Below are 22,013 nucleotides of genomic sequence, written 5' to 3' on the forward strand. Positions count from 1 at the left end.
GTTCAGGACCGCTGGTCGGCGCCTGTTCAGGACCGCTGGTCGGAGCCGGTCCCGGTGAGCCGCCAGAGCCGTATGGTTCCGTCCTGGCTGCCGCTGGCCAGGACGGGTGCGGCTCGGTCGAGGGAGCACGCGAGGGACATCAACCAGCCTTCCTGGCCGGACGGAACCAGCCCCTCGAGCCGGGGGTGTTCGGGGTCCTCCACGTTCCAGATGCCCATCGTGCCGTCATAGCTGGCGGTCGCCACGATCCTGTCGTCCGGGGAGAACAGCACCGACCAGATGGTGTTGTGGTGGCCGGTCACCGGCTTTCCGATCATCTGGGGGTTGGCGAGGTCGACGGTGTTCCACAGCCGCAGGGTGGCGTCCTTGCCTCCGGTGGCCATGAGGCGCAGATCCTGGCTGAACGCGACGCAGTGGACTGCGCCGGCATGGCTGGAGACGAGCCTGGTGCGCTGGTGGGGGCTTGCCGCGTTCGAGACGTCCCAGATCCGGATGGTCCGGTTCTCACCGACCCGTGCCAGGAGCATTCTCGGTCTGTCGACCACCTCCAGTCTCGGCCAGTCCGTGTCGCCGAGGATGGGCGATCCGATCGGCTCCGGTGCGGCGCCGTTCGTGATGTTCCACAGGCGGGTTTCCTGGCGACCTGCGCTGGCCAGCGTCTGGCCGCGGTCGAGGAAGACCACCGAGTTCGCGAGGATGGCGTGGGCGGGCAGTGGCGCGCCGAGGGATTGTGGGCTGGCCCGCTCGGTGATGTCCCAGAGTTGCAGGGTGCCGTCCCAGTTGGCGCTGGCCAAGGTGTTCCCGTCGGGCGAGAAGGCCACGGAGGTCACACCCGGGCTGCGTCCCGGCAGGGGCCCTCCGATCGAACGCGGGGCCGCGGGATCGGTCATGTCCCAGAGTCGCACCGTCCCGTCCTTGCTCCCGCTTGCGAGCATCGTGCCGTCCGGCGAGAACCTCAGGGAGAGGATCCAGTCGGTGTGCTGCTGTGGCAGCGCGCCCAGCGGATCGGCGACACCGCCTCCCGGATCCTTCGTCAGGGCGGCGGCAAGGAGATATCCGGCGGGGACGGCACCGGCTACGGCGAACAGGCCGGCGGCGAGGATGCGACGTCGCGGCAGGGCCAACCGGGCACGGGGCCGGGCGTGCCGTCCCGCGCCCAGGGCATCGCCACGCCGGGCTGCCACCGGTGTGTCCTTGTGCGGGGAGGGAAGAGAGGCGGGCGGGACCGGCGCGGCGCTTCCGGCGTGCGGCTCCGCGACGGCCCGGATGTCGTCCTCGAGCCGCACCGGCACGGCGGACTGGGTCAGCCAGCCAGGTCCGAAGGCGGAGGCCGCGGCCGTGGCGAGTGCGAGCCCGAAGGCGTGCGCGGTCGGCGGGCGGGCAGCCGGGTCCGCTTCCAGGGCGTGCTGGATCACGTCGCGCAGGGGGTCCGCGAGTGCCCGCGGTAGTGATCCCGTGTGGTCCGAATCAGGCCGAGGCCCGGGAGACGGGGAAAGGGTCGCCTCCACCGTGGACCCGCCGGTGAGCAGCAGCTGAAGGACCACGCCGAGCGCGTACAGATCGGTGGCCGGGCTGAGCGAACCCCCGACGAGCTGCTCGGGCGGCATGAACAGGGGCGTTCCGATCACGGTGTTCCGGCCGCCCGACACGCCGCTCAGGAGCTTCGCGATTCCGAAGTCGGCCACCTTCAGCAGACCTACGGCGTCGAACAGCATGTTGTCGGGTTTGATGTCGCGGTGCAGGACGCCCTGGGAGTGGGCGTACGCGAGGGCGCCAGCCACCGCCAGGCCGACCGCGCAGGCCGCCTGCTGGGTCATCGTCTGCTGCCGGCGGGACAACGGTCCGCCCGCCATCAGCTCCATCACGATCAGATGCAGGTCGCCCGCCTGAGCGTGGACGTAGTCGTACACGCGGATGATGTGCGGATGATCGAGTCGGGCCAGTAACCGCGCCTCCCGGACCAGGTCATCGATCTGCGCGCCGTGACCCCGCGTGTACAGCACCTTCACCGCGACGTGTCGTTGCAGGCCACGGTGCCAGCCTTCGAAGACCTGCCCGAAACCGCCCGCGCCGAGTTCCCGGCCGAGGTCGTAGCCGGGCAGAGCCGCGGCGACCTGCTCTCGATCGATACCCGCGGCGGACGCCGGAGCCCCGGGAAAGATGTCTGGCGACCACCGCGAACCGACCCAATCCGGCACGATTCGTGATCGTAGACGCATGTGCAGATGCGTGTGCGCGAGGGTGTCGCGCACCGCGGCGCCGCCCCGACGCACAGGACGTCCGCCCGGTGAACATCCGCAGCGGAGGGCGGGCTTTGCCCGTGCGGCGGACGGTGACCCACCATCGTCATTCTGGTGACATTTCAGTCCTGCGGGGGTGTTGACGGCCCACAGCCGTACGACCCTGCGTGGCGCGTCCACGCGTGGGGCGAACAGCCCGCCCGATACGCGATGTGTCCATCCGGGTGCGTGGTGTGCGGCTCGGTGAGGTGGGTAACCCCGGTCGGGAGGGCCTGACCTGTTAGGAGGAGGGGGTATGGCCGCCCATCATGGCTGTCTGGGACCGCGCAGCGAGGTCTGCGCACCCGGCGATGCACTGATGGGTCTGCTGGATCTGCTCCGGCGGCGGCTGCGGATGGAGATCGCCTGGCTCGGCCGCCTTGACGGTGGTCTTCTGATCCTTCAGGGACTCTCCGGCAACGCCCAGCCGTTCGGTCTCGCCCTCGGCTGCACCATCCGCCGCGACGCCGGCGTGTTCGGGCGGGTGCTCGCCGGGGACCTCCCGGAACTGATCCCCGACACGCGGCGGGACCCCCGCACCGCGGACATCATCTCGGTACAGGACCTGGGTATCGGCGCCTATGCGGCGACCCCGATCCTCGACACGGATGGGAACCTCTACGGGCTGGTCGGGTGCCTCCACCGGCATCCGCAGCCGTCCCTCGGCGACCGGGACATCCGGTTCCTGCGGCTGCTCGCCCGCTTCCTGACCGGTTACGTGTCCGACCTCCGCAGGATGTGGGAGATCCGGAGCCGTGTCTGGCACCGTGTGCACACACTGATCGACTCCGACGGTCTGCGCATCCACTACCAGCCCGTCATCGACCTCGTCGCCGGACGCACCGTCGGTGTCGAGGCCCTGACCCGCCTTCCCGACCCTCGCCTCTCCACCGCCGCGCTGTTCCGCGACGCGGCCGCCGCCGGTCTCGGCCCCGAACTGGAGACCGCCGCGATCCAGCGGGCGCTGCCCGCGCTGCCCGCCCTGCCCGACGATGTACGCCTCGCCGTCAACGCCGCTCCGTCGACGGTCACCGGCGGTCTTGTCGACCTCCTCCTCGACACCGGCGAACCCAGCCGGCTCGTCGTCGAGATCACCGAGGCGGAACAGGCCTACGACAACCCCGACCTGGTCGCGGCTGTCCACCTGCTTCGCCGCCACGGCGTCCTCATCGCCATCGACGATCTGGGAGCCTGCTACTCCGGCTTGGAGATGCTGCTCATCCTGCGGCCGGACGTCGTGAAGGTCGACAGGGTTCTCATCAAGAACATGAGCGGCGATCCCGTCCGCCGGGCGATCGTCGCGGGAATCACCACCATCGCCCGGGAGACGGGGTGCCGCGTCGTCGCCGAAGGCATCGAGACACCGGCGGACCTGACCGCGGCCCGGGAGGCTGGTATCCGCTGTGGGCAGGGATACCTCCTCGGTCGTCCCACTCCCGACCCGCGCGCCGCATGCCGGTCTCCTTTCGCCTTCAGCGCGCTCACCCGGCACTGAAGGCGTTGTTCCCGGCCACACACAGGTTCGGACCAGCAGAGACGGGAAGCCGGCGCGTGCCGAGAGAGCGACTGCGTGACGGATCCCCCTGCGCCATCTCGGCCCGGCGGGTCGTCCCCGGCGGGCTGGCGGCCGGTCTGGTCGGCGGCTCCGACAGGTGCCAGGCGCTCGACCAGACCAGCCCGGAACCGGCCCTGCCTGGACCCGCCCGTGGCAGAACACCCGATCCCGCTCGCCCACGAGGGCGCTGTCGCATCGCGGGTTCCCAAAGTGCGGGACAAGTACGGGATGATCTAGATCTCGCACGGCCTAAGCACCTGCCGATATGCCTGTCTACCAGGCGTTCTGGAGCCGGCGCACGCGCCGCCGCCGACCAGCTCGGGCACCGTCACGTCAGCATGACCCGGGACCGGTACTACGGCCGTCAGGTCGCCGAGACCGGCGCAGCCGCAATACTTGAACTACTGTGCGGCTGAATCGCTCCGCAGCCGTCCAATCAGAAGATGGGCCGCAGACCTTCCGAGGCGGAGGGCATAAGATCGGCACGTGAGAGAAGCCTCGGACGATCTCTGGTTCGAACGTCCAACCGACCGAGTAGGGGAACTACTCGGCAGCGAAATCAGGGACCATCTGGAGCGAGCACTTCTAATTATCCAGAGAGACATCGACGCCACCTTCCCGCAGCTAGGAAGACTCCAGCTTCGATGGATCTCCTCCGACATGGATGATCCCTACATAGAAGGAGACGAACCCTACGTCCTGGTCTACGTGGCCCTCAGCACGAGCGGCAGCTACTGCGGCGCAGGAAGCAGCGTGTATGCCGGAAGGAGCGACGACGAAGAAGAAACCACTCCGGCGACATTCGAAGATATGGTCTCTTCTGTCGCCGCATGCACCCAGGAACTTGCCATAGAGCTGTACCTACGCACCTGGCCGGACTGCCCACAGCACAACTGGCCCTTCGATGTTTCTTTCCCGGAGGACTGGCCGGTATGGCACTGCCCAAGGAATGGCGGACATGATGTAGCCAGGGTTGGAAGTCTCACTGAAATCATTCCCTGAAACCTCACCTCAAACGAAATTTGGCACGGAAACAGCGGTGGCAAATCTGCCGTAGATCAGGTCGGCGGCTCGACGCCGCGTGCGCCGGCCGACTGGATCCGCTGCCGAGCGTCGGAGAGATCATCACTCTTGACCAGATTCCCGCTGCCATCGACCGGGCCCGGCGCGCTGAAGGTCCGCCGCGTATCATTGTCCGGCCCTCCCACCGCTGAGGACGCGGACGCCATACGCGCGCATCGTTCCGGCTGGTCACGGGATGCTCCCGAATTCGGATATGGTTCGCTTCGTACAGCAAGGTATAGGGAGGTCATGGTGGGGGCTGAGCCGTCTCGTGGCCGGCCGCGGGATCCACAAATCGATGGTGTTGTGCTGGCTTCGACGCGCGAGCTCTTGGAACGGAAGGGCTTCCCGGAGACGACGATCCAGGCCGTCGCCCGGCACGCCGGTGTCGGCGCGTCGACGATCTACCGTCGATGGCCTTCGCGCGTCGAACTGATCGAGTCGGCGATCTTCCCGGGCATCGGGGCACTCGACGTGGCTCCCGCGGGGGATGTGCGGGAGGATCTTCGTCGGTACATCGCGGCCTATCGCGAGTTGTTCAGCTCGCCGGCCGCTCGTGCCGCCATTCCTGGTCTGCTGGCCGCTTACCAAGCGGAGCCGGAGCGGCATGGAACGTTGGTGGAGCGGGTCGGTCAGGACGTGCGTCCCGCGTTCCGGGCTACGCTCGCCGCGGCTGATCCTGGCACGATTGATCCGGAGGTGGATCCGGACGCTGTCATGGATCTGCTGATCGGTGCGACGTTGTACTACTCCTTCATCCGCCCTTTCGCCGGCCGGCCTGACGACGCGGACCAGGGCAATCAGGACGATCGCGTGGGCGACCTGCTGCTGCGGGCGCTGCGCCCCGGCAGCGGCGACGCCGCGACCTGACCTGTCAGGCCCCCGACGACGGCTATCGTCGCCGAGGACCGTCGAGGTGTGTCACACTCGGCGGCCGACCAGACTCGGATCCGCACCCCGAAGCCAGACGATCGAAGACCTGGCAAAGTCCCATTGAAACTGGGCGATTCCGCTGTGGATCAGCTGCCGGTAGTGCGGCCGAGCAGGTGGCGGCCGGTGATGAAGGGCAGGTCGGGGCCGCCAGATGATCGGCCGTGCGCTGAACGGCAGCAGTTCCCATCGTGCTGGTCGTCCCGTGAACTATCGGCGACCGTGTCATCGGACCCGCCCCTCCTTCGAGTCATTGCCGTCAGTCGATGCGGTCGCCGCACCAGTTGTAGGGGGAGCCAGCGGTCGCACCGGGATTCTGGGCGACCTCGAAGCCGTTCCCAGCATTATTGACGCGTAGAAAGGCGTAGCACTGGGAGATCTTTCCGAAGGTGGCGGTCAGGTCGACAGGCGTGGGGAGCAGGCCGCCGGCGTTGTAGTCCTTGACCGCGCGGAGACGTTCGATGAACTGCTCGCGGGAAGGGCAGGGTCCTGCGACGGTGAGGCCGTGCAGGAGGAGGTCGGTCTGCACGTACGCGGTCAGGGCGAGCTGGGTACGGGGATCAGCCAGCTCCGGTGCGTAGTTCGCCATCGCGCGGAGGTATCGCTGGTGCGCCGCGGTACCGAGTTCGAACGGCACCAGGGAGATGAAGGTCGACAGGCCGGCAAGGCTGGTGCCGTACTGCTGCAGCAGCTTGGGGTCGTAGCCTCCGGGTGCGAGAACGACTCTGATCGGTGTGCCCGTGGCGGCGACCGCCGGGAGGATGTTGGCCCAGTCACCGGGACTGAGGCTGCCGATCAGAACGTCCGCGCCGGACTGCCTGATCGCTGCGGCGAGCTGCGTTGGGCTGCTGACGGTGGGGTTGTAGATCAGAGACTGTGGAAGGATCCGGACACCGGCCTGTGCGGCGCCTTGTTCGATCTTGCCGGTGATGTCGGTTGTCGATGGCATGACGTCGGCTCTGATGATCGCCGCAGTGGTGCCGCCCTGGGCCCGGATGTACCGGCCGAAGGTGTCCACGGTGCCGGACTCGGTGATGGTGTAGGCGGTGCTGAACATGTTCCGGTGTTGTGTCCAGAGTGTCTCTGCGGGCATGCCCGTGACGGGGATGTGCCGGTCGTCAAGGTACTGAGCGGAGCCGGCGGCGACGAGCGTCGTCTCGACGAGACCGAAGACCTCATCGTCGTCGACCAGCTTGTGCACGGCCTGCGTGTTCCCGGTGACGTCGCCGCGGTCGTCGGCCCATACATATTCGATGGTCCGGCCATTGATGCCGCCTTCCGCGTTCGCCTGCTGGATCCGTGCCTCGACGCCGCTGCGCGTCGGCTGGAACGCCTCAGCGAGCACCCCGCTGTCCGGGTAAACCTGCCCAATCCTGACCGATGTGGCGCTGAACCCCGGGGTCGAGCATGCGGTTTTCGTGATCGGGGAATGCTCCGGGCCGCTGCAAGCCGCCACCACCAGCACGGTCGACGACAACAGCGCCACCACCGTGCGACGGCGCCGGCCGGGTGCGGGTGGCGTGCTTCCCACACGACTGGCTTCACCTGGCAAGGATATCTGCACCGCTGGAATTCCCCCGAATTTAAGAGGAACCTTGCCCGGGTCCAGCCGGGCAAGGTTCCTTCCCTGGACCGATGTCGTTGTCGCGCGCTTCGGCCGGCTACTTTTTGATAAGGGTTCCGCAGGCCAGGTCGGTGATGATGTCGTACTGGTTTCCGTTGAGCTGCACGATGGAGGCGCAGGGCGCGCCGATGACGTGATTGACCGGGAAGCGGGTCTCCGGCAGCGCGCCCTCGACGTAGTTGGTGTAGTCGCCGCTGTTGAGCACCTTGAGGAGGCTGTCGACGGTGAGGTCCTTACCGGCCTCGGTCGCGGCGCGGACGAACATGTCGGCGGCCCAGTAGCCGGCCATGGTGGGCAGGCTCAGCGTGGCCTTCGGTGCGTACTTCGCGAGGTCGTCGGCGAGCTGTTTGACGGCGGGGACGCCGGTGTCCGACCCGGGCTGCCACTGCAGGATCGTGTAGGACTGCTGCAGGCCCTCGAAGCTGGTCGCGGCGAGGCGGGGGTCGTAGCCGACGGGGTTGAGGTTCTTGCCCTGGTATCCGGCGGCGGCGAGCGCTTCGGTGAGTTTGATGACCGAGTTGAAGTCGGCGATGTAGAGCACGACGTCCGGCGGTGCGCCGCCATCGGATGTCATGATTGCGTTCACGATCGGTGTGGTGTCGGTGAGGCCGGCCACCGGGATCGGGTTCTCCTCGTAGACCACGTCGATCCCGACCGAGCGGATCTGGCGGGCCAGTTCGCTGACTCCGGTGCGGGCGGAGTCAGCGTCCACTCCGACCAGTGCGGTGGTGCGGCCCTTGGCGTCACCACCGAACATGGCCTGGATCATCAGGCCATAGGTGGTCGAGGTGGCGCCGGTCTGGCTGTTGGGGACCTGGCAGCCGGTGATCCCGAAACCGATGGTGGTGCCGCAGTAGCCCGAGTTGGTGCCCCAGCCGAAGAACGGGACGGTCTCGCCGCAGAAGGTGTCCAGATAGTTGGCGCTGCTGGTCATCACCGGCACGGCAGCGAAGATCTTCTTCTGGTCCACCAGCGCTTTGGCCTGGGCGCCGTTGCGGGCCGGGTCGTTGCCGTCGTCGAGGGTCCCGACGTAGTTGATCTTTCTGCCGTTGATGCCGCCCTCGGCGTTGGCCCGGTCGAAGCGGGCCTGGGCGCCCAGTTCGACGCCGGCCATCGAGCTGCCGTTGGGGCTGGTCAGGTAGGCCAGCCCGCCGATGGTGATCTCGTCATCGGTGATGCCACGAGTTGGATCGGCCGCGGTCTGCCCGCAGCGCAGGCTGGCCGGGTCCGGTGCGAACCCACCGTCGCTCCAGCCTGACGGTGGGCCGGCCTTCACCTCGTCCGCGGCGACGACTGGCGCCGCAGCGGCGTCCTCGGTGTCGTCGGAACACGCGGCCAGGCCGGTGGCGAGCGCCGTCGCCGTGGCCAGGGCGGCCACTAACCGGATACCTCGCATCGGGGTCTCCTTCCGGGGTTTGCGCCGGATCGACCGGTCCGGGCTGTGTCGGTGAACAGGGGTGAGCTTGACCAGCAACAGGCTCCTGCGGCCGAGTCGTCCCTCGGCGAAGGCGCAAGCGCTTGGCCACCGACGTCCAACGCCGCACGTTTCGTCGCGACCAGCGTCACGGTCAGCGGCGAGCCGGCCTGCGGCAACGCCACGGCGGCAGCCCAACCTTAATTACGACTTAAAACGTATCTTATATACAACCAGGTCGGCGGCACACCTGCAACCAGGACTGATGCGTGGATGGCCTGCCGGCCCCGAACCTGGTGCGTCCGGGCGCGGCCCTCACCGAGCCCGCCGGTCGACCTCGGGCCCGCCGGTCGGCCCTCACCGGTTGCCGGCAGCTACGACTGGGTGCCCTGTGTCCCCGGCCGGGGCTGGCCTGACAGCATCGATCGCGCCTGCAGACGGTCGCCCGCCATGAGTGTCGAGCCGTTTACGATCTACCGCCGGTGGCGGTCAAGGATCGAGCTGCTGGAAGCGGCGATCTCTCCGGCGCTCAGAGCGCTCGACATGGCTCGGAGAGCGGCGGGCGCGCTCCGAGCCGTCGCGGCGCTAAGCCGTTGCGGCGACACGGGCGAGCAGGTCGGCGATGTAGTCGCTGGCCATGTCGCGCCCGGAGAAGCGGCGGATGAACAGGTGGAACAGCACTGCGCCGATCGCGAGGTCGAGGAGATCGTCACTGTTCACGCCGGTCGCCCTGGGCGCCGCAGCGGCCACCATCGCACGGAAGGGCTCGCGGACTCCGGCGTCGACCCGTTGGGCGGCGGCGGCGTGGCCTGCCGGGTCGGACTGGTAGATGCTGAGCAACGCGGGCAGCGCGACACGGGCCGCCGGCTGGTCGAAGGCGGCGAGGAAGCCGTCCACGTAACGGCGAAGATCGCTGGTGAGGTCGCCGGTGGCCCGGACCACGATGTCATCGAACCCGGGGAAGATCGCGTTTTCGATCATGGCGACGCGGGATGGCCAGCGGCGGTAGATGGCCGGTGCGCCCACGCCCGCGCGGCGGGCCACGGCGACGATGGTGGTCTCGGCGAAGCCCTTCTCGCTCAGCAGTTCCCGCGTCGCCCTCCTGATCCGCTCGTCTACCTGGGGATCGCGTGGTCGTCCCCGGGACGAGCCGAGTCCTGACTCGGGCCCTGGTCCCGGGTCGGCGTCGGAGCCATGGACGGTTGCCTGCGTCGCATCATCGTTATAGTGTGACACGTAATTTAAATCCTTCGAGTGGCGGGAGTGCTAGATGGGCGGCTCGTACGCGGACAGCGAGTTCGTGGAACGTATGTTCCCGGAACCGGTGGACCACGGCATCGCCCAACCCGACCGGGCGATCAGCAACGTCCGCTCGGGCACCGACTCGCCGGACCGCGGCGAGGCCACAAAGTGGTACGAAGGTGGCGGGCGGGTCGGCGAGAAGGCGCTCGCGGACATCGTCGTCTACCCCCCGACCGGAGGCCTGCAGACCCAGGGCGACCCGTTTGAGCCGGCGAAGATCGGCCTGCTCATCGACATCGACAACGGGCAGCTCATCTTCGACTGGATCAACGCGACGATCCTCGCTCTCGAGGACGCTCTCAACGAAGGCATCTACGACCGGCCGGTGCGGCTTCTCGTCGCCGATGCTCGAGGGCTGCCCCGAGAGAACTTCCTAAAGACCCGCAAGGGATACGAATGGCTATGCGACGAGGGATGTGTCGTCGTTCTCGGCCCGGAAATCAGCGACAATTCGCTGTCTCTGCAGGAGGTCGCCAACCAGCGCAGAGTCCCGGTCATTTCCTGGACCGGTGCCTGGAAGTTTGCCAGCGAGTACTGCTTCACCATCGCCAACGGTGACGTGCCAAGCGAGGCCGTCATGTGTGCCCAGTGGCTCCGGTCCCAGGGGCACCGCAAGATCGGAATGTTCTGGGAGCAGGGAAGTTCCGGACGCGACTACGCTGGATTCTTTCGGGACGAGTGCAACAGGCTCGGATTGACCATTGCCCGAGACATCAAGCTCGGACCCAATCCGCGAAACCTCGCCGAGCACCTCCAGTCAATGCGCGAGGACGGTATCACTGGTATCTACTACGGCGGATACGGCTACTCGACGTTTCACTTCGCCGAGGCATTCAGGGCTATCGACTGGGACCCGCCGAGGGTCATGGGAACCGCTTTCATGTTCTACTCCAACACCAACCGTTGGGCGGATGGGCTCGAGGGCTGGCACGGGGTGGACCAGCTCGGTGAGGACGGTACCAACCCGAACTACGAGGCCATGGTAGCCCGCTTCAGCGAGCGCTTCGGTCGGGTATCAAAGAACGTCGTCGTCGCGCTGGGCTACGACACGGCCCGGGTCGGGATCCACGGCCTCGCCAACGCCGCCATGGCTACTCCCGAGGAGGTCAAGGACGGTATCGAGCGTATCCGCTGGTTGCCGGCGACCAACGGCGGGCCCGCTACTTACATCCAGTTCGGACCATGGGACCACAAAGGCTATAAGGGCGATTTCCTGACCATCCGGGAGCTTCGTGGCGGCCAGCTGCGATTCGACGGCTACCACCGCCCCCAGCACTCAATCAATTCCGGCAGATGACCACGCCCGCCATGACGAACGGCGCCTCGAGGCGGAGGGCCTGCCGCTGATCGCACCACCCGGGCCTGCCAGGGTCCGACAGAGCCTCCCAGGACGTACCCGAGCCCGGTTAGCGTCGGACGGCGTGTATGCGACCACATCGCCGCCGGCTGTTCCGGCGCCGACATCGGCACGCCGTCGCCCTCGAAGGAGCCTCCTATGACGGTCCGACGTCTTCCCTTGCTGGCGATCGCTCTCGCCCTCACCGCGACCGCCTGTGGATCGGACTCATCCCCTCCCGCCACCACTCCGCGCGAGGGCGGGGTAGCCTCCGCTGCCGCCCTTTCGGGGCTGGTGCCCGTGACCCTCGTCGTCCCAGAAGGTATGAGCGCCGCGCCGCTGGATACACAACGGCGGGCGCTCGTCCCCCCGGGCTGGACACTGGCGGTGTACGCCCGGGTCCCGTCAGCCCGGCTCGCCGCGTGGGCCCCGGATGGCACATTGCTCGTCTCGGTGCCGGAGAACGGCACGGTCGTCCGGCTGGAACCGGACGGGCGAGGCACCGCGACAGCATCCGAACTTCTGACCGGGCTGAACCAGCCGCATGGGCTCGCGTTCTCCGGGTCGACCCTGTACGTCGCGCAGACCGACCGCGTGGACGCCTACACCTACGCGGCAGGGCAGGCGACGGCCCCGCGCCCCGTCGTCACCGATCTACCCAATGCCAGCAGCCCCGAGCTGCGAGGCAGGTACGGCCACCCGTTGAAAAGCGTTGCCGTAGGCCAGGACGGAGCCGTCTACGTGTCGGTCGCCTCGACCGGCAACATCAGCGCCGACGATCTCACCTCGACGCCGCCCCGGGCGTCGGTCCTGCGTGTACCACCCGGCGGTGGGCCACCGGAACCCTACGCCGTGGGCGTCCGCAACGGCACCGCACTCGCCGTCGCCCCCGACGGCGCGGTCTGGGCCGCGGTCAACAACCGGGACAACATCCAGTTCCCGTACGACCGCCCCTACGGCGACGACTCCGGATCGGCGCGAGGGCGAGTGATCGACGAATACGTACGAGACCATCCCGTCGAGCCCTTCGCGAAACTGACCCCCGGGCGGAACCTGGGCTGGCCCTACTGCAACCCGGACGCCGACGTGGATCCCGGCGTCCGGGGTAGCCGGCAGGACTTCTCCGATGTCCCGTTCGTCCGTGACGTGCAGACCAATCCGGATGGGCGGATGCTCGACTGCTCGGCGCTGACCCCGGTGGAGCAGGCGCTCCCCGGGCATTCTGCCCCGCTGGGCCTGTCGTTCGTCGACGGAGGCCTTCCGAGTAGCTACGCCTCCGGTGCGTTGGTCGGTGTACACGGTTCGTGGAACGCGTCGCCGCCACGTGCTCCGGAGGTTTCGTTCTTCCCCTGGCGCGACGGTGGCCTGGGGGCGCAGCAGACGCTGGTGGGCGGGTTCCAGGCCGCGGATGGATCCCGGTGGGGCCGCCCCGTGGCCGCGGTCGAGGGCCCTGACAGGGCCGTCTACATCACCGACGACCAGGCCGGCGCCGTGTACCGGCTGGCTCCCCCCGCACGCTGACCGGGGGCCGTCTCGGTGGTCGCGAGCACCCGATGGAGGCAGGGGTGAGCCTCGCCGGGAATCGGCCATTGATCAAATGTTGTGGTTGGCCGCGGGTGGACGTTGCTCAAGGTATGGGCCGGCCTGGTCGGGCGGAGCCGGGGCATCGCCCGGCCAGGCCGGATCGTCACTTCCTGATGAGCGATCCGCAGGCGAGCTTGGTGGTGATGTCGAACTTCTGGCCGTTGAGCTGTACCACGGACGCGCAGGGTATGCCGATGTTGTGATTGAGGGGCCAGCGTGTCTCGGCAACCGTTCCGGGGACGGTGTAGGTGTAGTTGTTGTTCATGAGGTTAAGTAGCTTGTCGACGGTCAGATCGCGGCCGGCTTTGTTCACAGCGTCCAGGAACATGTCCGCGGCCCAGTAGCCGGCCTCCGCGGGCAGGCTGATGCTGGTGCCTGGGGCGTACTTCTGGAAGTCGTCGTTGAGTTGCTTGACTGCTGGGACGGTGGTGTCGACGCCCGGTGTCCACTGGACGATCGTGTAGGACTGGTCGAGGTCCTTGAACCCGGCCAGTCGCGGGTCATAGCCGACGGCGTTGAGATGCTTGCCCTGGAAGCCGGCCGCGTTCATCGCCGTGGTCAGCTTGACGACCGAGTTGAAGTCCAAGACGTACAGGACCACGTCCGGGGCGTGACCTTCGTCCGAGGTCATGATGTCGTTCACGATCGCCGTGGCGTCCGTGACACCGCTGGGCAGAACCGGGTTTTCCGCGTACACGGTCCGGATGCCGACCGTCTGCACCTGCTTGGCGAGTTCGGCGAGGCCCTCGCGCGCGGCGTCGTTGTCGATGCCGACGAGGGCGGTGGACTTGCCCTCGGCGTCTCCGCCGAGCATCGACTGGATCATCAGGCCGTAGGCGGTGGTGGTGTAGTCGATCCCGGTGGGGGTTAGACAGCCGGTGATGCCGAACCCGATGGTGTTTTTGCAGTAGCCGGAGTTCGTTCCCCATCCGAAGAACGGCACCTGGTCGTCACACAGGGGTTCGAGGAAGTTCGAGTCTCGGGTCATCAGTGGAACAACCGCGAAGACCTTCTCCTGCTGGGCGAGCGCCTTGGCCTGTGAGATGGACCGACTCACGTCGTCGCCGTTGTCGAGAGTACCAGTGTAGTTGATCTTGCGGCCATTGACGCCGCCCTCGGCGTTCGCGCGCTCGAATCGGACCTTGGCACCCACGTCGGTTCCGGAGACGGTGCTCCCGGTCGGGCTGGTCAGGTAGGCGAGGCCACCGACCGTGATCGAGGTGTCGGTGACGCCGCGGGTGGGATCCTTGGCGGTCAGGCCACACTGGAGGCTGGAGGTGTCCACCTTGTACGCGGCGTCGTCCCAACCGGTGATCGGGCCGGCCTTTACCGAGCCGGCGGCGACGGTCTGGCCGCCACCGTCTCCGCCTGACGGGCCGTCGGGGGACGACGAGCATGCGGCCGCCACTGCCATGACAACTATCGACGCCGTCACAGCGATGAGTAACCGGCGATTTCGCATAATCGGAGCTCCTTTGAGGACTGCGGACTGTCTAACGCCCAGGCATGTCCGCCCGCTTCGTCGTTCGGACGGACAGGAGGGACGGCGATACCGTCGCGACCCGAGCCGGATGCCACTTCATCCCGGCGTCGGCGATGTGAGCGACGTGAGTTGTCGTGGACGGGAATAGGCGGCGCCGGCCGGTGAACCGGTGGGCGCCGATAGGGCCCGTCGAGCAGGTCCGGCCGTGGGGTGTCCATTCGGATCGCCTCCGGAGTCCCACGGGTCTGGACCGCACGCTGTACTGGCGGAGCATCGCCGAGTGCGGAGGGCCGAACGCCATCGGCGGCGAGTGATGGTTGCGGGTACGCAAGGCCGTTCTCTGTATCTATGTAATTACGGATAGCGCCCCCCGGGTGGTGCGACGGCGAAGGCTCAAGGTCGTTGGTCGCCCGGTTCGACGTCCTGTTTGTTGCCGCAGGTTGCGGCCAGATCGGCGGGCTTGGTGACCGATAACGCCGGTCTTGGCGATCTGTGCGTTCCAAATCTGAGGCGGGCGGTCGTGGTTGACCGCGTCGTGCTCGTCGTCGGCCGGTGGGTGTCAGCCACCGGTGGTGACGAGGCCGGCGGCGGTGATCATCGATAGTTCGTCGACGGTCACCAGGCCAGGTGCCGCGGCGACGACATGGGGGATGGCATTGACGGCGGGGTTCGCGGTGGGCATGCCGAAGTCGACGCCGAGGGTGTCGTAGCGGACCGTGAACCTGGAGCGGACCGACGGCTCACCGTCGACCTCGATCACGTAGCCCTCCTCGGTGGGCCAGTCCGGCTCCATGGCATGGCCGAGCCGCCAGACGAGGCCGAGCTCGATGACCGACCGTCCGCCGGCCCGCCCGGACCACAGGCCCTTCAGCCCGCAGACGTGGCCCTTGGCGATCTTCATATAGCCGAGGTCGAGGTCCTCGGTGGCGACACCGAACTCGGGTGTGTAGACGATCTCGTCCAGCTCGACGCGCAGCGCCTCGGCCATCATCTCGACAGCGTCGACGAAGACAAGCTGCCGGTTCTTCGCGAGCTCGACGAGGCCGGGCGTGTCGGGCGGGACGGCGAAGCCGGTCTCCAGCCAGGTCTGCGGCGAGGCATAAGCAGTGCAGTCGACGGACTCCAGGACGGACACCCGGTCCACCCGGCGGCACACCGCGGTGGCCATCAGGCCGAGGGCGTTGGCGTAGCCGGGGTTGATGCCGGTGCCGTACAGCGACACCCCGCCGCGTTTCGCGGCGTCGTCGAGGCGGCGCATGGCCTCGTCGCCGTAGGAACGGCCGGTGATGAAGTTCGCGGTCGAGACGACGTTGATACCGGCCTCCAGCAGCCGGACCATCTCGTCCACCTGCCAGTGCAGCGGCATGTAGAGGACGACGTCCGGCCGCAGGCCGAGGATCTCCTCGACGCTGTCGGTGGCCACCACCCCGACGGGGTCGATACCGCAGAGCTCACCGACGTCCGTTCCTGCCTTGTCGGCGCTCCAGGAGAAGCACCCGACGAGATCGAGGTCCGGGTGGGCCAGGACCGTGCGCACCGCGCTGCGACCGACGATGCCCGTGGTCCACTGAACGACTCGTAACGGCAACGTAGTTCCCCTCGCCGAGGCATCACTTACGATGCATATCGCATCGAAATTAGCACCGACCGGCTGATAGCGACAGTGGGTGGCGTAGTCCCGCGACCTGCGGCGAGTCGCGAAGGCGCGTGGACAGCTCCGCGGGCGTGCGTCGACATCCGCGCCTTGGCGGCACTGCGGCGGCCGGTCGCATGGCGCCAGTCCCGCCGCCGGCCGCCCTCCACATCGCGTGCGCGCCAGCTGCATGCCAGTTACGATTCGATGCGAGTCGTAACTAATATCTGGTCAGTTCTGGTCGCGCCGTGGGTGCGGCCGTGATCGGACGAAGGCGAGGGCCGGAATGCGGGCAGCGGTGTTGCGGGAGGGGCGGATCGAGGTCCGCCAGACAGCTGATCCCGTGCCGGGAGCAGGCCAGGTGCTGGTACGGACGTTGTCCTGCGCGATCTGCGCGTCGGACCTGCACTTCATGGACAATCCCGAAGGCGTGGCGGCCGATGACAGTGGGTTGTGGGACTACCACGCAGACCGGGACATCGTCATGGGTCACGAGTTCGTGGGCGAGGTTGTCGCCTACGGGCCGGGTACCGAGGGCAGGCTGCCGGTGGGCACGCGTGTGACGAGCCTGCCGGTGCTGGTCGGGGCGGGCCCGGTGCGCATCGTCGGGTGTAGCCCGGATGCGCCTGGCGGGTTCGGTGAGCTGATGCTGCTGACCGAATCGCTGGTGCGCGCGGTGCCCGACCATGTTCCGACGGATCAGGCGGCGCTGGCGGACGCGTTCGCGGTGGGGGAATACTACGTCCGCAAGGCAGATCTCGGTCCACATGACGTGCCGCTGGTGATCGGGGCGGGTGCGATCGGGCTGTCCGCCGTCGCGGCGCTGAGCCGCCGAGGCATCAGTCCCATCGTCGTCTCGGACTACAACGCCGGCCGGCTGAAAATCGCGGAAGCACTGGGAGCCACTCATGTGGTCAGCCCGGACGAACGGTCCCCCTACGACCTGTGGCGTGACGTGACGCTGGGCGGCCGGCCCGGCCGGCCGGCGTTCGGTGGGGCGGACCCGTCGGCGCCGCAGTGTGTGGTGTTCGAGTTCGTCGGACTGCCGGGAGTGCTGGACGGCATCATCCAGCAGTGCGAACGCGGCACCCGCATCCTCTCCGCGGGCGGCCCGCCGGAGGGCGACCGTATCTCCTCCATGGTGGCCAAGCGCAAGGGCGTCAACATTCAGTTCGGCGGGGGCCCGGACCCCGAGGACTGGTACGGCACCCTGGACGCGATCTGTGCCGGCAGCCTCGACGTGAGCCCGGTCATCGGGATGACCGTCGACCTCGACGGGGTTCCGGACGCGCTACAGATCGCGCGGCGTGCCGACGGCCCGGCCCGGATCATGATCCATCCTGCTGGTGACGTGGACTGAGGAGGATCGGTGAGCGACGTGGCAAGTGACCAGGGACAACTCGCCGAGCTGGCGGCCACCGTGGCCGACTTGGGCGCGCGGCTGCGCGCCGTCGAGGACCAGGTGGCGATCGGGCAGCTGATCGCCCGGTACGGGCCGGCGGTGGACAGCGGGTCCGCCGACGCCGCGGCCGGGCTGTGGGCATCCGACGGGGTGTTCGAGGTGCCGCCGTACGCGGTCTGGACCGGGCGTGGCGAGATCGCCGGTATGGTCGACGGCGCCGGGCACCAGGGTCTGATCGCGAATGGCTGCGGGCATGTGCTGACCGCGCCGCTGGTCAAGGTCGACGGCGACGAGGCCCGTGCCTGGAACTACGCGCTCAACATCCGCTGGGACGCCGAAGCCGACCGGTTCTGGACCGCGCGGCTGTCTGCGAACAGCTGGTGGCTGCGCCGCATGCCGGACGGTTGGCGGGTCACCCGTCGGGTCAACCGCGCCCTCGACGGCTCGCCCGAGCCGAGAGCCCTGTTCCAGGCCAGCACCCAGCCGTTTCAGGCCGGCGCCCAGCCCTCCTGAGTCCAACGATTCAGGCGGTCGGCGGATGAGCACGAAACGCGCCTCGGGTAGCACCATGAACGACTTTGAACAGACGACAGGAGAAAGGTGATCGCATGTCGGACGCCGCCGCCCCAAGCCTCGGCCCAAGCGGGAAAAGTCAGCCAGCTGGTCCGGTGACCTTCGTCGGTGCCGGCCAGATGGGCGCGCCGATGGTCGAGCGCCTGCTTGGCGCGGGCGTCGATGTCACACTGCATGCCCGCCGGCCCGAGGTCCGGGAGACCTTCGCCGGCTTGGGCGCGCGTACCACCGCCTCGCTGGCGGACGCGGTGAAGGGCGCGAGTGTCGTCATCTCCTGCCTCTTCAACGAGAGCCAGGTCGAGGATGCGCTGCTCGGCCCCGACGGCCTGATCTCCCTGCTGGAACCAAATGCTGTCCTGATATCCCACACCACCGTGGGGATCCGGCTACTCGCCCGCCTCCACGAGGCAGCAACCGCGCACAGAGTCCTGCTGGTGGACGCGCCGGTCAGTGGCGCGCCGGACGACATCCTCGCTGGGCGCCTCACGATCCTCGCCGGCGGCGACCCGGCCGTCATCGAGCAGATCCGCCCGGCACTGAAGACCTACGGCACAGTCCTGCCCACCGGGGCGATGGGTACCGCCACCAGGGTCAAACTCGTCAACAACCTGCTGTTCACCGTCAACGTCCAGACCGCAGCGGCCGCCGCCCACCTCGGCCGCCAGCTCGGCATCGAGACGAACGCCCTGTTCGACGCGCTCGCGCACTGCAGCGCCGCCACCTACGCCATCGAGACCATGCGGGCCGTCGGCTCCGTCGAGAAGTACGCCGAACTCGGCGCCAAATACCTGCGCAAGGACGTCACCGCCGCCCTCACCACCGCTGCTGAGGAAGGCGCCGACCCCGGCGTCCTCGCCCACACCGCCCACCACGGACCCCTGCCCCTGACCTCATGAGGCTGCGAGGGAAAGCCGCGATCGTCACTGGAGCTGGCGTGGACTACGCCTCGGCGTCGAAGGACATCGGACGTCGACCGCTGCGACCACGGCGGCTCCGGTTCGCCTTCTGGTCGATCTTCTCGGGGATCGTTGCGGTGATACGCCTGCCGCGCGGGTAGGCCCGGTTGGCGCGGCTGGAGTACGCCTGGTGAGCACCAGCTGTGGCTGACCCGCCGCCTCACCCCGCGGGAGCGGTGGATCCCCGTGCGATCCAGCACCGGGTGTTGACCACCCACCAGATCCTCGAACCTGGCTGGGCCACCCGCCGGTGGCGGGTCCTTGACCGCTTCAAGCCGCTCGGCTTCAAGCCGCTCGTGGTCAATGGCCTGTCGCCCTGCACTTATGTTCTCGACGTTCCCGGTCTAAGCCGTCCTCGCGCACGAAGACGGCTTAGACCAAAGAAGGTCGGCTACCGGCACGACCGGGCGCGTGGGCATCGCTCACTGCCTGCATCTGGCCCACCAGGTCGGGAACGGGAGATCGGTCGCTGGTCAGCCGTCGCGGGTTGTCGCCGGCGACGATGAGCAGCGCCGCGGCGGTGTCCGGTCCGACGCCGACCCTGGCTAGCAGGGTGGGTGCGTGACGTATGAGCGCAGCGGTCAACCGACGGTTGAAGTCGTCGATCACTCGGGTTGGACGCCGCGAACATGTGGGTGAACTCGCTCGCCGTGCCAGGCCCGGCCGACCGGGTCTGGCACGAGTTCGCCACAGAGTCGGGGGCTCGGACAAGGAAGATCGTCATGTTGTTCCTGTGCGCGGCGCGGCGGTGGGTCTGACCTCATGAACCCGGCCCTCCGCTCCTGATCACTGGCCGATGGCAGTAGGCAGTCATGGCCGGCAGCGGAGTCAAACAGTCCTCCCACTCCGTGGCATACGAGCCGCGTCGACCCGACGGTGGCCCAGGCGGATCGGCTGCTGCTGCCAGCGCAGGCCACGGTCGAGACGTAGGCCCGTGATCCACCCGCGTAAGCGAGCCGCGCAGAAGCACGAGAGTGTGTTGTGGCGGCAGAAGCCAGACCATGCGCCCCCATCGCCATGTTCACGTCCGCAGCGCCGCCACCGGCCCTGACGACGCCGTGAACGCTCGATCCCCGCAGCACGGTTACCGTGTGGTGCGCTAGCGAATCGGCCGCCGTCAGCCGGCGCGCGTCGTTCTTGCCGGCCCGACCCGCACCTCAAATCGGGCCGATACTTACAGAACGTGACCATTGGCGGGTAGTGGCGCAACCGCAGATCCCGGCCTCAGACGACCGGAGATGACACCCCACCCAAGATCGTTCCCTGCACAAGATTGCCGAATGCGCACCCAATGCGCACCCAAACTCATTTCGATCTTGAAAAGATGATCTTTTGCTTCACAAAACCGCAGGTCAGGGCCTATTTCTCTGGAGCCGGCGAGGGGACTCGAACCCCTAACGCTCGATTACAATTGATCATTAATCAGTACTCGTCATCGATCATCCAGATCTGCTCCTATCGGGGCACTTTGCGCCGCAACATGCCCTCCCACCCCCTCGCTCTCGGTCGTGATTTTCCGTCGTTTCCGTGGGGTAATCGTGGGGCTCCAGGTAGCGTGGCAGACGCTGACGAAGCGCCCGAAACGGACGGTGGTGACCACGTGGCCCGACCCTCACTGGCCCTCGGCACGTACGGCAACGTCTACACGGCGAAGTACGGCGACGTGTACCGCGCCCGCGCCCGGTACCGCGACTTCGACGGGCGCACGCGACTCGTCGAACGCCACGCCAAGACCAAGGGCGCCGCCGAGCAGGCGCTCCGCACGGCACTGCGCGACCGCGCCCGCGTCGACGTGAGCGAAGGCGGGATCACCGCGGAGACAAAGGTCGCCGTTCTCGCGGAGACCTGGTACGCCTCCGTGCTCAAGCAGGACCGCTCCCCCAACACCACCGCGGTCTACCGGTCGCGGCTCGACCGCCTGGTGCTTCCTGGTCTCGGGACACTGCGGGTGCGGGAGCTGACCGTTGGCGCGGTCGACCGCTTCCTGGCACTCGTGACCGACAAGCACGGTGCCGCGACAGCCAAGCAGACCCGCGCCGTACTCTCCGGCATGATCGGCATGGCCGCCCGCCACGACGCCATCGAGCGCAACGTGGTCAGGGACGCGGGCCCCATCGCAAGCGCGAAACCGAAGCGTGCGCCGCACGCGCTCACCATCGCCCAGCTTCGGCAGCTCCGCTGCTTCCTCACCTACGACGACGTGGCGATCCGCAGAGACGTCCCTGACTTCGTGGACTTCCTGATGAGCACCGGCGTCCGGATCGGTGAGGCCGCCGGCCTCACCTGGGGTGCGGTCAATCTCGACGAAGGCTGGATCGAAATCCGCTCAACGGTCGTCCGCATCGCCGGACAGGGTCTCATCAACAAGCCGAAGCCCAAGACGAAGAGCGGCTATCGGCGCCTCGTCCTGCCATCCTGGATGCTCACCACTCTGCGACGTCGCCACAGTGATCAGTCCGCCGACGCTCCAGTCTTCCCGGCGCCCCTTGGCGGACTGCGGGATCCGTCGAACACACAGGCCGACCTGCGGGACGCGTTCCGTAAGGCCGGCATGGAATCGGTAACGTCCCACGTTGTCGGTCGGAAGTCCGTTGCGACTGCTATGGACTTCAGCGGTCTGACGGCCCGGGCTGCGGCAGACCAGCTCGGCCATTCCACACCCAGCATGACTCAGGACCGCTATTTCGGCCGCAAGGTCGCGGCCACCGGCGCGGCGGAGGTCCTCGAAGCGCTGACGTTCTGATTCCGGAAGATGACGCAGAGAACCGGACCATGCCCAGTCTTCAGGAGATCAGGGCACGGCCAGCTCTGATCAGAGCTTTCGGGACGGGCATGCTTGCAGCCCATTCAGCCCAATCGCTATCTACCGCAGCAGCCTCA

General features: G+C 67.8%; 15 protein-coding genes. 9 read left to right on the top strand and 6 right to left on the bottom strand.

Annotation, left to right across the window (positions count from 1 at the left end):
- Positions 1-26: 26 nt before the first annotated feature.
- Positions 27-2,198, bottom strand: coding sequence for a WD40 repeat domain-containing serine/threonine protein kinase (locus ACG83_RS37655; RefSeq protein ID WP_235498435.1), 2,172 nt, complete (start codon positions 2,196-2,198; stop codon positions 27-29).
- A gap of 337 nt (positions 2,199-2,535) precedes the next feature.
- Here ACG83_RS37655 and ACG83_RS37660 point away from each other — a divergent pair, with 337 nt between their 5' ends.
- The 3 genes from ACG83_RS37660 to ACG83_RS37665 all read left to right on the top strand — a co-directional run bounded on the left by ACG83_RS37660 (position 2,536) and on the right by ACG83_RS37665 (position 5,766).
- Positions 2,536-3,774, top strand: coding sequence for an EAL domain-containing protein (locus ACG83_RS37660; protein WP_054571041.1), 1,239 nt, complete (start codon positions 2,536-2,538; stop codon positions 3,772-3,774).
- 546 nt (positions 3,775-4,320) lie between these two features.
- On the top strand, positions 4,321-4,836 hold the full coding sequence (locus ACG83_RS44850; RefSeq protein ID WP_131831286.1) for a hypothetical protein: 516 nt from the start codon (positions 4,321-4,323) through the stop codon (positions 4,834-4,836).
- Positions 4,837-5,145: 309 nt separating this feature from the next.
- Positions 5,146-5,766 (top strand): TetR/AcrR family transcriptional regulator, encoded by a 621-nt coding sequence (locus ACG83_RS37665; RefSeq protein ID WP_054571042.1) that lies wholly within the window; start codon positions 5,146-5,148, stop codon positions 5,764-5,766.
- A gap of 319 nt (positions 5,767-6,085) precedes the next feature.
- Here the strand turns inward: ACG83_RS37665 and ACG83_RS37670 are convergent, their stop codons facing one another.
- The 3 genes from ACG83_RS37670 to ACG83_RS37680 all read right to left on the bottom strand — a co-directional run bounded on the left by ACG83_RS37670 (position 6,086) and on the right by ACG83_RS37680 (position 10,100).
- A complete protein-coding gene (locus ACG83_RS37670; protein WP_369812947.1) occupies positions 6,086-7,390 on the bottom strand; it encodes an ABC transporter substrate-binding protein in 1,305 nt (434 codons plus the stop codon).
- A gap of 97 nt (positions 7,391-7,487) precedes the next feature.
- Positions 7,488-8,846 carry an ABC transporter substrate-binding protein gene (locus ACG83_RS37675; RefSeq protein ID WP_054571127.1) on the bottom strand — a complete coding sequence of 453 codons (1,359 nt, stop codon included), beginning with the start codon at positions 8,844-8,846 and terminating at the stop codon, positions 7,488-7,490.
- A 603-nt stretch (positions 8,847-9,449) separates the two neighbouring features.
- Positions 9,450-10,100 carry a TetR/AcrR family transcriptional regulator gene (locus tag ACG83_RS37680; protein ID WP_083473894.1) on the bottom strand — a complete coding sequence of 217 codons (651 nt, stop codon included), beginning with the start codon at positions 10,098-10,100 and terminating at the stop codon, positions 9,450-9,452.
- Between the two features lie 34 nt (positions 10,101-10,134).
- On the opposite strand from ACG83_RS37680, the gene ACG83_RS37685 reads away from it, so the two are divergent.
- Positions 10,135-11,463, top strand: a complete 1,329-nt coding sequence (locus ACG83_RS37685) for an ABC transporter substrate-binding protein (protein WP_054571044.1) — start codon at positions 10,135-10,137, stop codon at positions 11,461-11,463.
- A 198-nt stretch (positions 11,464-11,661) separates the two neighbouring features.
- Positions 11,662-13,023, top strand: coding sequence for a sorbosone dehydrogenase family protein (locus ACG83_RS37690; protein ID WP_054571045.1), 1,362 nt, complete (start codon positions 11,662-11,664; stop codon positions 13,021-13,023).
- Positions 13,024-13,189: 166 nt separating this feature from the next.
- Here the strand turns inward: ACG83_RS37690 and ACG83_RS37695 are convergent, their stop codons facing one another.
- Together ACG83_RS37695 and ACG83_RS37700 are read right to left on the bottom strand one after the other, a co-directional pair.
- Entirely contained in the window at positions 13,190-14,500 is a 1,311-nt protein-coding gene (locus ACG83_RS37695) for an ABC transporter substrate-binding protein (RefSeq protein ID WP_235498436.1), read from the bottom strand.
- A 628-nt stretch (positions 14,501-15,128) separates the two neighbouring features.
- Complete coding sequence (locus tag ACG83_RS37700; RefSeq protein WP_054571047.1) at positions 15,129-16,157, bottom strand: dihydrodipicolinate reductase; 1,029 nt, start codon at positions 16,155-16,157, stop codon at positions 15,129-15,131.
- Between the two features lie 331 nt (positions 16,158-16,488).
- Here ACG83_RS37700 and ACG83_RS37705 point away from each other — a divergent pair, with 331 nt between their 5' ends.
- From ACG83_RS37705 to xerC, 4 genes are all read left to right on the top strand, one after another.
- Complete coding sequence (locus tag ACG83_RS37705) at positions 16,489-17,562, top strand: alcohol dehydrogenase catalytic domain-containing protein (protein WP_054571048.1); 1,074 nt, start codon at positions 16,489-16,491, stop codon at positions 17,560-17,562.
- A 9-nt stretch (positions 17,563-17,571) separates the two neighbouring features.
- The gene (locus tag ACG83_RS37710; RefSeq protein WP_235498437.1) at positions 17,572-18,117 is read left to right on the top strand and encodes a nuclear transport factor 2 family protein; all 546 of its coding nucleotides are present in this window, start codon (positions 17,572-17,574) and stop codon (positions 18,115-18,117) included.
- Positions 18,118-18,212: 95 nt separating this feature from the next.
- Positions 18,213-19,073: an NAD(P)-dependent oxidoreductase gene (locus ACG83_RS37715; protein WP_063793340.1), complete on the top strand. Its 861-nt coding sequence runs from the start codon at positions 18,213-18,215 to the stop codon at positions 19,071-19,073.
- A 1,351-nt stretch (positions 19,074-20,424) separates the two neighbouring features.
- The gene (xerC, locus tag ACG83_RS37720) at positions 20,425-21,876 is read left to right on the top strand and encodes a tyrosine recombinase XerC (protein ID WP_235498438.1); all 1,452 of its coding nucleotides are present in this window, start codon (positions 20,425-20,427) and stop codon (positions 21,874-21,876) included.
- Positions 21,877-22,013 lie beyond the last annotated feature (137 nt).

The sequence above is a fragment of the Frankia sp. R43 genome (assembly GCF_001306465.1).
In the GTDB taxonomy this organism is placed as follows: domain Bacteria; phylum Actinomycetota; class Actinomycetes; order Frankiales; family Frankiaceae; genus Parafrankia; species Parafrankia irregularis.